Origin of the sequence: Vibrio sp. V10_P2A27P122 (assembly GCF_963874335.1) — a bacterium.
In the GTDB taxonomy this organism is placed as follows: domain Bacteria; phylum Pseudomonadota; class Gammaproteobacteria; order Enterobacterales; family Vibrionaceae; genus Vibrio; species Vibrio anguillarum.
Genome location: NZ_CAWNHY010000026.1, coordinates 1 through 10773 on the forward strand (window position 1 = coordinate 1; position 10773 = coordinate 10773).

At 47.2% G+C, this 10773-nt stretch carries 9 protein-coding genes; 8 read left to right on the top strand and 1 reads right to left on the bottom strand.

Going from position 1 to position 10773, the window contains the following annotated elements; all coding sequences use genetic code 11:
* Positions 1-120 precede the first annotated feature (120 nt).
* The 8 genes from arcA to AACQ17_RS01790 all read left to right on the top strand — a co-directional run bounded on the left by arcA (position 121) and on the right by AACQ17_RS01790 (position 9019).
* Positions 121-1344 carry an arginine deiminase gene (gene arcA / locus AACQ17_RS01755; RefSeq protein ID WP_017046788.1) on the top strand — a complete coding sequence of 408 codons (1224 nt, stop codon included), beginning with the start codon at positions 121-123 and terminating at the stop codon, positions 1342-1344.
* Positions 1345-1417: 73 nt separating this feature from the next.
* Positions 1418-2329, top strand: a complete 912-nt coding sequence (arcC, locus tag AACQ17_RS01760) for a carbamate kinase (protein WP_013855827.1) — start codon at positions 1418-1420, stop codon at positions 2327-2329.
* Positions 2330-2444: 115 nt separating this feature from the next.
* Positions 2445-3455 (top strand): ornithine carbamoyltransferase, encoded by a 1011-nt coding sequence (locus AACQ17_RS01765; protein ID WP_013855826.1) that lies wholly within the window; start codon positions 2445-2447, stop codon positions 3453-3455.
* A gap of 454 nt (positions 3456-3909) precedes the next feature.
* The gene (pyrB, locus tag AACQ17_RS01770; RefSeq protein WP_094146939.1) at positions 3910-4839 is read left to right on the top strand and encodes an aspartate carbamoyltransferase; all 930 of its coding nucleotides are present in this window, start codon (positions 3910-3912) and stop codon (positions 4837-4839) included.
* A gap of 15 nt (positions 4840-4854) precedes the next feature.
* Entirely contained in the window at positions 4855-5319 is a 465-nt protein-coding gene (gene pyrI / locus AACQ17_RS01775) for an aspartate carbamoyltransferase regulatory subunit (RefSeq protein ID WP_017042201.1), read from the top strand.
* Positions 5320-5726: 407 nt separating this feature from the next.
* Positions 5727-6185 carry an arginine repressor gene (locus tag AACQ17_RS01780; protein WP_088718009.1) on the top strand — a complete coding sequence of 153 codons (459 nt, stop codon included), beginning with the start codon at positions 5727-5729 and terminating at the stop codon, positions 6183-6185.
* A 160-nt stretch (positions 6186-6345) separates the two neighbouring features.
* Entirely contained in the window at positions 6346-8148 is a 1803-nt protein-coding gene (locus AACQ17_RS01785) for a protein-disulfide reductase DsbD (RefSeq protein ID WP_094146940.1), read from the top strand.
* Between the two features lie 241 nt (positions 8149-8389).
* Entirely contained in the window at positions 8390-9019 is a 630-nt protein-coding gene (locus tag AACQ17_RS01790) for a response regulator transcription factor (RefSeq protein WP_013855820.1), read from the top strand.
* A 4-nt stretch (positions 9020-9023) separates the two neighbouring features.
* Here AACQ17_RS01790 and AACQ17_RS01795 read toward each other — a convergent pair whose 3' ends face one another.
* Complete coding sequence (locus AACQ17_RS01795) at positions 9024-10769, bottom strand: potassium/proton antiporter (RefSeq protein WP_013855819.1); 1746 nt, start codon at positions 10767-10769, stop codon at positions 9024-9026.
* Between the last annotated feature and the right edge of the window lie 4 nt (positions 10770-10773).

Here is a 10773-nt window from a genome sequence, read left to right on the forward strand (position 1 = left end):
GAATAAATAAATTCATACTGAATTCCCTACAGAAATAATTATGTATTTATCCAGAACAAGTTGAATTTAATGTCAAAAATATAACGGCATAAATACATATAAATTAAGAGAGATACTATTATGAGTAAGTTATATGTTGGTTCTGAAATTGGTCAATTACGTCGAGTTCTTGTTCACCGCCCAAGACGCTCACTCACTCACTTAACACCATCCAACTGTCACGACCTTTTGTTTGATGATGTATTGGCCGTAGAGCGTGCGGGGAAAGAGCATGATGCGTTCACACAAACGCTACGTGACCAAGGTGTTGAAGTTTTACTGCTGACCGATCTATTAGCCGACACGCTAGCGGTTCCCGTCGCAAAAGAGTGGCTGCTTACTCAACAAGTATCGGATTACCGCCTTGGCAAAACATTTGCGAATGACGTGCGCTGCTACCTCAGCGATCTGCCAAACCTTGAATTGGCAAAAATCCTGACAGGTGGTTTGTCTTACGCTGAAATGCCAATGAAATCCTCTTCAATGATGCAAGGCTTGCATGCACCAACCGATTTCATCATTGAACCACTGCCAAACCATCTCTTTACTCGCGATACGTCTTGCTGGGTATACGGTGGCGTGTCAATCAACCCGATGGCAAAACCTGCACGTCAACGTGAAACCAACCATGTGCGTGCGATTTACCGCTGGCACCCAAGCTTTGCGGGCCAAGACTTCATTAAATACTTCGGTGATGACGAGAGCATTAATTACGATAATTCAACCATTGAAGGTGGCGACGTTCTTGTAATTGGCAAAGGTGCAGTACTGATTGGTATGTCTGAGCGCACCACAGCGCAAGGTGTTGAACACTTAGCTGCGGGCCTATTTAAACATGGTCAAGCGAAGCAAATCATTGCGATGGAACTACCAAAACACCGCTCTTGCATGCACTTAGATACCGTCATGACACACATGCGTGAAGACACCTTCTCTGTTTATCCAGAAGTGGTACGCAAAGATGTGAAATGCTGGAGCCTCACAGGCGATGAGTCTGGTGCCGTGAACGTGAAAGAAGAAGGTTACTTCGTTACCGCCATCGAAAAAGCACTTGGCGTTGACAAGCTCAACCTAATCACAACGGGCGGTGACAACTTCAACGCAGAACGTGAACAGTGGAACGATGCAAACAATGTCCTAACCGTCAAACCTGGCGTAGTGATTGGCTATGAAGGCAACACCTATACCAATGAAAAATACGACAAAGCAGGCATCACCGTTCTGTCTATTCCTGGTGACGAATTGGGCCGTGGCCGTGGCGGTGCACGCTGCATGAGCTGCCCAATTGAGCGTGACGGTATCTAGCCCTTAGGTTAATCAAATGGGTTGAGGCAAATTTCCTCTGCACGCCTCAACCCACCTTAGAAGAGATAGAATTATGAGCAAACAAACTGTTGTTGTTGCATTAGGTGGAAACGCGCTACTTCGTCGTGGTCAGCCATTAGAAGCAGATGTTCAACGTCGCAACATTGAAATTGCAGTCAAAACCATTTCCGAAATAGCCAAACACTATAACGTGGTGCTGGTGCATGGCAATGGCCCTCAAGTTGGCCTGCTGGCACTACAAGGTCTCGAATACAAAAAAGTAGCGCCGTACCCACTCGACGTATTGGGCAGTGAAACTCAAGGGATGATTGGCTACATGTTGATGCAAGAGTTCAAAAACATGCTACCTGAACGCAACATTTCGTGCATGTTGACCCAAATGATGGTCGACCCGAAAGACCCTGCCTTTGCCAACCCAACCAAACCGATTGGCCCAGTTTATCAAGAAGCAGAAGCGCGTGAATTGGCTGAGAAATACCACTGGACAGTCAAGCCCGACGGCCAATACTTCCGCCGTGTGGTTCCGAGCCCTCAACCGATAGGCATCGTCGAACATGATGCGATTTCCCAGCTTATCAGTGCCGGTCATTTAGTGATTTGCACTGGTGGTGGCGGTATTCCAGTCAAACGTGAAAACGGCAAATTAGTCGGTGTAGAAGCAGTGATCGATAAAGACATGTCTGCTGCCTTTCTTGCCAAACAATTGAACGCCGACGCGCTGCTCATTTTGACCGATGCTGACGCCGTTTACCTTGATTGGGGTAAACCAACCCAACATGCGCTGCGCAGCACAACGCCAAGCGAGCTTGCCAACTATCAATTTGATGCTGGTTCTATGGGGCCAAAAATTGAAGCCTCGTGCGAATTCATTCAACAAGGCGGGAAAGTCGTTGGGATCGGCGCGTTAGAAGATGGCCTACGCATCTTAGAAGGCACAGCAGGTACCAATATCACGCGTGACTAACACATTGTTTTTAAAATCTATTTTATAAACCGAATCTGTTTTTAACTTTAAACAAATAGTAACGCTTTCTTCCACCCTCTCATCAGAAGCAAGCGTTGCAAATGAGGAAAAGATCATGGCTTTTAACTTACGCAATCGTAACTTTCTAAAACTTCTTGATTTCACTCCACGCGAAATCCAGCACCTATTGGATCTATCCCTTGAGCTGAAAAAAGCCAAATACAACGGTTATGAGCAGCCTCGTCTCAAAGGCAAAAACATTGCACTTATCTTTGAAAAAACCTCAACGCGCACTCGCTGTGCATTCGAAGTAGCAGCGTTTGACCAAGGTGCTCAAGTCTCCTACTTAGGCCCATCAGGTTCACAAATTGGCCACAAAGAGTCGATGAAAGATACCGCGCGCGTCTTAGGCCGCATGTATGACGGCATCGAATATCGCGGCTTTGGTCAAGAGATCGTTGAAGAGCTTGGTGCCTACGCTGGCGTACCAGTATGGAACGGCTTAACTGACGAATTCCACCCAACACAAATTCTGGCTGATTTCCTTACCATGATCGAACATGGCCGTGGCAAACGCCTCCATGAAATGAAATTTGCCTACCTCGGTGATGCACGCAACAACATGGGTAACTCCTTGATGGTGGGCGCTGCGAAAATGGGCATGGACATTCGCCTTGTTGCACCAAAAGCGTTCTGGCCAACGGAAGAATTAGTCGCGGAATGTCGCACTATTGCAAAGCAAACAGGCGCGAAAATTACGCTCACAGATGATGTTCAAGAAGGCGTTCAAGGCTGTGATTTCCTTTACACCGATGTTTGGGTATCGATGGGCGAAGCGAAAGAAGCATGGGCAGAGCGCATTGAATTGATGCTGCCTTACCAAGTGAATATGGCGATGTTAAAAGCCACTGGTAACCCACATGTGAAATTCATGCACTGCTTGCCTGCTTTCCACGGCGAAGATACCACCGTTGGCAAAGAGCTTGCGAAAAACTACCCAGTGCTTGCCAAAGGCGTTGAAGTGACCGATGAAGTGATTGAATCTGAGCATTCCATCGTGTTCGATGAAGCTGAAAACCGCATGCACACCATCAAAGCCGTGATGGTGGCCACCTTAGGTAACTAACTTAGGTAACGAATAGTAGATAATGAATGTAGGCGATGAATCGTCTACTTCATTTCTTTGATGTTGAATCGATGCGAGCTTGAATAAAGCTCGCATTTTTTTTCAGTCAATAACACTCACAAATCGCGCTTATGCTTTAGCTGTAAACGCGTAGTAAATAACATCGAAATCAAGCTAATTTCGCATAAAAATCCATTTTCTGGATATTTTCCAAAGAGTATTGCCAGCGTGTTTTTTGTCCGTATAATCCTTCGCAATTTGTCTAAACGGAGCAGAAAATGAACCGCAGCACTCCCCATCAACGCCATCCATTACACCCGGCGCCGGTCGAGTTAGCTGTTTTGTTTTTCTGTTCTGAACGTTATTGAAGCCTCCTATTTTAGGGGGCTTTTTTTTAAGCAAAATTTCGCAAAGGCTAGTAGCCAAAGCGAACCATACAGAGGGAAGACACGTTATGGCGCATTCGTTATTTAACAAGCACATCATTTCCATTCCAGAACTGAGCCGCGCGGAACTGGAGCTGATTGTTGAAACCGCAACAAGGCTTAAAGCGGAACCAAACCCTGAACTTCTCAAAAATAAAGTAGTAGCAAGCTGCTTCTTTGAACCTTCTACACGTACCCGTTTGTCGTTTGAAACGGCAGTGCAGCGCCTAGGCGGCACAGTGATTGGTTTTGATAATGGCGGCAATACGTCACTTGCCAAGAAAGGGGAAACCTTAGCTGACTCGGTGCAAGTTATTTCCTCTTATGTCGATGCATTTGTCATGCGCCACCCACAAGAAGGCGCTGCACGTTTAGCCTCTGAGTTTTCCAACGACGTTCCCGTAGTCAACGGTGGCGATGGTGCTAACCAACATCCAACCCAAACCTTGCTCGATCTGTTTTCCATTTATGAAACGCAAGGCAGGCTCGATAACCTTAACGTCGCGTTCGTCGGCGACTTAAAATATGGCCGCACCGTCCATTCGCTCACCCAAGCCTTATCGAAATTCGACAATGTACGTTTCTTTTTTATCGCCCCAGAAGTGCTGGCGATGCCAGATTACATTTGCGAAGAGCTCTCAGAGGCTGGCATTGCGTTTAGTTTGCACGCCAGCATTGAAGAGGTCGTGCCTGAACTGGATGTGCTGTACATGACGCGCGTACAAAAAGAGCGCTTTGATGCATCTGAATACGCGCACATGAAATCGGCTTACATCTTAACCGCAGAAACATTAAAAGAAGCGCGCCACAATTTAAAAGTGCTGCACCCACTGCCTCGGGTCGATGAAATCACCACCGATGTCGATAAAACACCTTACGCCTACTATTTCCAACAAGCCGAAAACGGCGTTTATGCGCGTGAAGCTTTATTAGCCCTTGTTCTTAACCCAACCTTATAAGTAGGAGATAACATCATGGTAAAAGAGACCCAATTGCAAGTTGAAGCGATTCGTAACGGTAGTGTGATTGACCATATCCCTGCCAACCTTGGGATCAAAATTCTCTCTTTGTTTAAGTTAAATGAAACCAATCAACGTGTGACGATTGGCCTAAACCTACCCTCTTCTGCGTTAGGTAATAAAGATCTGATTAAAATAGAAAACCTTTATCTCACCAAAGAGCAAGCGAACCAATTAGCACTGTATGCCCCGAAAGCCACCGTCAATCAAATTGAAGAGTATAAAGTGGTCAACAAACTGACCCTCACTTTGCCAGAGAGAATTGACAGCGTATTTCGTTGCCCAAACAGCAACTGCATCTCTCATGGCGAGCCTGTCGAGAGCCGCTTTAAAGTGCAACTCAAACAAGAGAATGTGCATCTCAAATGCCACTATTGTGAGAAAGTATTCTCGCGCGAAATCATGACTGAACGTTGCTAAAACAGCACTAAGCGCGCATACATCGCGTTTACAGCCCTGCCAGCCTCCAGCGTCCTAACTCGGCGCTGGACAACCTCCGAATCTTGCATATTTTCGTGCATATTATTCCATAAAATCAACATAAAACGCCAAAAATAAATCGGTAATCTAGTTTATTATTTGGTGATCCCCCGCAAAAAGCGACACATTGATTAATGTTAAGCTACAGGCATCAATAATAATCCCCCACCACTTATAGAGGGGAAAAGAGCAATGCTCAACCGTTGCGCCATTGGCGTTAAACATAACGTGAACTCACACTCTATGGCTTTGGGAGTGTGCTGGCATGGTAAGGATCACCGATACCCCAGACGCAGTAGCGTGTATAAAAGGAACCGCCCGTGAACAGAAAAATCCCCCACGGCGCAATGCAAACCGATGACAAAACGTTAGCTTCCGCTTGTAAAAAAATCCTACAACAACAAAGTTTTGCTAACCAAAATGAGCTACGACTCAGGCTAATAGAGCTCGGCTACGAAGGCATTAGCCAATCCACTGTGTCACGCTTGCTTTCCCAACTTGGTGTGGTGAAAGTGCAAAATGCGTGCGGGAAAAAAGTGTACTGCATTACGGTCGAAACCGCGCCAGTGCGTGTTGAGTCATCTATCGCCTCACAAATTGAGTTTATCACTCACAATCAATCCACTGTGGTGGTAAAAACTCATCCTGGAAGTGCTCAATTGGTCGCGCGATTGGTTGATATTGATCCCCACACTGAGATTTTAGGAACGGTCGGTGGTAATGACACTGTGCTTATTATTCCCAAAGACATCAATAATATTGAAGCGTGTGAAGCGGTGGTGAAAACTCGCCTAGGTGTCGCTTAACCCCCATCACCCAGCCAAGTGAGCTCCACAACCTCACTTGGCTTTTCTCGCTTCACTGCCTCATCAACGACGATTTTTCCATCACTGTGAAACTTATTGCGCCGAAAAGCGGTCTGATTGGGTTAAGATGACACTCACCTAATGAAGACTCGATTTTTGTATGCGCCTACTCTTTTCCTTTGTACTGCTAGCTCTGCTGACACTTTCCCAACCTGCGTTGGCGGTCTTCGGCAATGACAATCCATTCAATAGTGGTAACAACCTCGGTTTGGCCTCAGCCGACAATCAATTTGTCCCAGTTGACCAAGCGTTTCCTTTTCATGCCGAGCAGCAAGGTAAGCAGATCTTCTTAGATTGGCAGGTCAAGCAGGGCTATTACCTCTACCAAGATCGGATCAGTATCAGCGCCGAAAATGCACAGCTTGGTGAAATCGAGATGCTCGATGGTCAGCCATATCACGATGAATTTTTTGGTGATGTGAAGATTTATACTGAGCCACTGTTTGTCGACGTACCGCTCCTCAGTGCAGCAGCGAACGCCAAATTAATTATCCAGTACCAAGGGTGTGCAAAAGCGGGCTTTTGCTATCCACCAGAAACGCGAATTATCGACCTTCAAGCTGTGGCAAGCGATACTGGCTCTGACAACAACACGGCGGCCAATATGGCGAAAAGCGAAACAACTTCACCAAAAGCGCCCGTGGCTGAACAAGACGGGCTAGCAAACCGCCTCGCCGATTCTTGGTGGACACCGCTGCTCTTTTTAGCACTTGGCGTTGGCCTAGCCTTTACCCCTTGTGTACTCCCTATGTACCCGATCCTCACCAGTATCGTGCTTGGTCGTGGCCAACTTTCACAACAGCGCGCGTTGATTTTATCGTTTATTTACGTGCAAGGTATGGCGCTCACTTATACCGTACTTGGCCTAGTCGTCGCTTCGGCTGGGTTACAATTTCAAGCCGCGATGCAGCACCCTTATGTACTGATTGGCCTCAGTACCCTATTTGTGCTACTCGCCCTGTCGATGTTTGGCGTTTATACCTTACAACTGCCAAGCAAAGTGCAGACGTGGCTAAGCAGCCTGAGTAATAAGCAGCAAGGCGGGAACAGTCTTGGCGTGTTTGCCATGGGCGCGATTTCCGGTTTGGTTTGCTCACCGTGCACCACCGCGCCTCTCTCTGGCGCGCTGCTGTATGTCGCGCAAAGTGGCGACCTATTCACGGGGGCGATTGCACTGTATGCCTTAGCAATGGGCATGGGGATTCCGCTGATTTTGGTCGCCGTGTTTGGTAACAAACTACTCCCCAAAGCCGGTGGCTGGATGGAGAGAGTAAAAACACTATTTGGCTTTATTTTACTGGCTGCGCCGATCTTCTTACTAGAACGCTTATTGCCACCAGTGTGGTCAACGGCGCTCTGGTCCGCGCTTGGGATCGCCGCGTTTGGTTGGCTCTATCATTGTAAAAACAGCTTGCCGTTTGGTGGCTGGAAACAGAGCATGGTTGGCATTATTGCGGTATTGGGTCTGTTTGCTTCAGCGCAACCTGCGTTGGATGTGTGGTTTAAGCCAGAACAAACCAACCTAGCAAGCCGTAGCCATGTCGAGTTCATTCGGGTGAATAATATTGCTGAGCTCAACTTGCAGTTGAGCCAAGCCAAATTAGCAGGTAAACCCGTCATGCTCGATTTCTACGCCGACTGGTGCGTGGCATGTAAAGAGTTTGAAAAGTACACTTTCCATCAGCAAGAGGTCGCGCAGAAACTGCAAAACTTTGTGCTATTGCAAGCGGACGTCACCAAAAATCAGCCACAAGATATTGAGCTACTCAAGGCGATGAACGTGCTAGGGTTACCGACGATTGATTTTTGGAATGCGCAAGGTGAACGCGTTTCAAACGCACGTATCAGCGGTTTTATGCCAGCCGATCGCTTTTTAGCGCACCTCATCGCCCACCAGCTTTAAGGTTTACCCGTTATTGCCGCCTGTTTAAGCAAGCCATTGCAACAGTCGGCAATAATGGCGCGTGAACGCCATCACTTCTTCTCGAACCGCTTGGCATGCACCACTCTCAGATCAGGCTCAGTCACTACTAAGTATCAGACAAAAAGTGGATACAGTTCAGACTTTTAGCGTATAAAGATTGTTCAGCGAGAGATCGCGGTCAATAATCGATTTAACGACATTGCTAAAAGTGTAAAACGTCATGGATTCGACCTACACCATCATCATTGCTGACGACCACCCTCTGTTTCGCAATGCGCTATTTCAATCGGTGCATATGGCGATAAGCGGTGCCAATTTATTGGAAGCGGATTCGCTAGATGCCCTGTTAGCCTTATTAACCAAACAGAGCGATGTGGATTTGCTGCTGTTGGATCTCAAAATGCCAGGCGCAAATGGGATGTCAGGGCTGATTCACTTGCGAGCCGAATACCCTGATTTACCGATTGTGGTGATTTCAGCCAGTGAAGAACCTTCGGTGGTAGCGCAAGTAAAAAGCCACGGTGCCTTTGGTTTTATTCCTAAATCGAGTGACATGCGCGCGCTGATCTCGGCGCTCAATCAAGTCCTAGCCGGTGACCCATTTTTCCCTGAAGGGCTAATTGCCAATCACGCCGCATGCAATGATTTAACCAAGAAAATTGCCGCCTTAACCCCGCAACAATACAAAGTATTAGGCATGCTCTCTGATGGGCTACTCAACAAACAAATCGCCTATGAGCTTAATGTTTCTGAGGCGACCATCAAAGCGCATATGACGGCTATTTTCCGTAAACTTGGGGTGAAAAACCGCACTCAAGCAGTAATTTTACTCAATGAGTTGGGCGAGTAGTCGGCTACTCGCTCGCTTCATCTAACGTCTCTTCTAAAGGTAATCGCAAACCGACTTTGGTTGCTTGCCAATCGGCCACGTCCGCCACGACCAGATACAGACCTTGCCATTCAAAATGGTCACCCAGTACTTGTGTGGCTCCGAGCTCTTGGATCAGTAAATCGTTGAGCGTCATCTCTTGATTGAGGTGTTCAATCGTCAAACCATAATAGGCAGCAACGTCAACGAGTTTTGCATCCACATCCAAAAAGAAGTCACCAAAGAAGCGCTCTAACGAGGCTTTTTCTGGCGCTTCACTGAATAGGTTGCTCAGTGATTCGAGATCTTTCTCCTGTGCTAACACGCACAAGACATCGCCCTCTTGCAACTTGGTGCTGCCCGATGGGTGAAGCAGTTGTTCATCACGAAACACGGCGGTAATACGTGTTCCTTCAGGCATAGAGAGATTGCGTAATGGCTCACCAATACACCATTTATCTTGTTTGAGTTTATAGACCAACATTTCCCATTCGCTGCACGGGTATATCTCAACACCGGTACGTGAAATTGGCTCAGGTTTGGGCGGTAGTTCAACGCGAGCCAAAGCGGCCGCTTTCATCAAGGTTCCCCCTTGTACCACTAGCGACACCATCACCACGAAGAAGGCTAAGTTGAAATAGAGCTGCGCATTCGGTAAACCGGCCATCATTGGGAAAACCGCTAAAATAATGGGCACAGCGCCGCGCAGTCCAACCCAAGAGATAAACCACTTTTCACGCGCAGTAAATGCTTTGAATGGCAATAAACCAATCCATACAGAAATGGGGCGCGCAAACAAAATCATACCAAAAGCGAGCGCAAAGCCCGGCACCGCAATGGTCAGCAATTCAGAAGGTGTGACCAATAACCCAAGCACCAAGAACATGCCAATTTGGCTAAGCCACGTCATTCCATCCAGTACGTTCAAAATGGAATAGCGGCAACGGGTCGGTTTATTGCCCAGCAATAAACCCGTCAAGTAGATGGATAGAATACCACTGCCGCCGAGTGAATTGGACAGCGCAAAGATAATCAAACCGCCACTGATGGCCAAAATGGAGTAGAGCCCTTCTGGAAGTTGATTGCTATTAATCAGCTTCCAGAGCAGCCAACCTCCGGCCAATCCAAATAAAGCCCCGAGGCCAAATTGCTGGATAAAACTCAGCAGCAAGAATCCTGCGCTGAGATCATCGCCTTGGCTACCCAGTACCGCAATTAATGTCACGGTTAAAAACACCGCCATTGGATCGTTAGTGCCCGATTCAATCTCTAACGTTGAACCGACGCGCTCATTCAAGCTTCTCCCTTTAAGCAGGGAAAAAACCGCCGCCGCATCGGTTGAGCCAACAATCGCACCCACCAAAATACCTTGCAGTAATTCCAAATTAAACAGCCATGCCGCCATCAAGCCGGTGAGAATGGTGGTGATCGCCACCCCAAACGTCGCTAACGAAACTGACGGCCAAAAGGCAATCCGAAAACTGGCAACACGGGTACGCATGCCGCCATCCAATAAGATGATGGCAAGCGCTAAGTTACTGACTAAATAAGCAATCGGATAATTATCAAATAAGATGCCACCGGGGCCATCCTCCCCAGCCAACATACCCACCAATAAAAAAACGAGCAGAATAGGAATTCCTAACTTAGAAGAGACTGGACTTAACAACACACTTAATGCAATCAGCAAAGCACCTACGAGAAAAAAACCATTGATAGCGATTGCATCCATATTC

Bases quoted from the DNA above. Each gene is read 5' to 3' on its own strand.
- AACQ17_RS01785 (WP_094146940.1), top strand. From the start codon at position 6,346: ATGCGCCTACTCTTTTCCTTTGTACTGCTAGCTCTGCTGACACTTTCC.
- AACQ17_RS01790 (WP_013855820.1), top strand. From the start codon at position 8,390: ATGGATTCGACCTACACCATCATCATTGCTGACGACCACCCTCTGTTT.
- pyrI (WP_017042201.1), top strand. From the start codon at position 4,855: ATGGTAAAAGAGACCCAATTGCAAGTTGAAGCGATTCGTAACGGTAGT.
- AACQ17_RS01780 (WP_088718009.1), top strand. From the start codon at position 5,727: ATGCAAACCGATGACAAAACGTTAGCTTCCGCTTGTAAAAAAATCCTA.
- AACQ17_RS01795 (WP_013855819.1), bottom strand. From the start codon at position 10,769: ATGGATGCAATCGCTATCAATGGTTTTTTTCTCGTAGGTGCTTTGCTG.
- pyrB (WP_094146939.1), top strand. From the start codon at position 3,910: ATGGCGCATTCGTTATTTAACAAGCACATCATTTCCATTCCAGAACTG.
- arcC (WP_013855827.1), top strand. From the start codon at position 1,418: ATGAGCAAACAAACTGTTGTTGTTGCATTAGGTGGAAACGCGCTACTT.
- AACQ17_RS01765 (WP_013855826.1), top strand. From the start codon at position 2,445: ATGGCTTTTAACTTACGCAATCGTAACTTTCTAAAACTTCTTGATTTC.
- arcA (WP_017046788.1), top strand. From the start codon at position 121: ATGAGTAAGTTATATGTTGGTTCTGAAATTGGTCAATTACGTCGAGTT.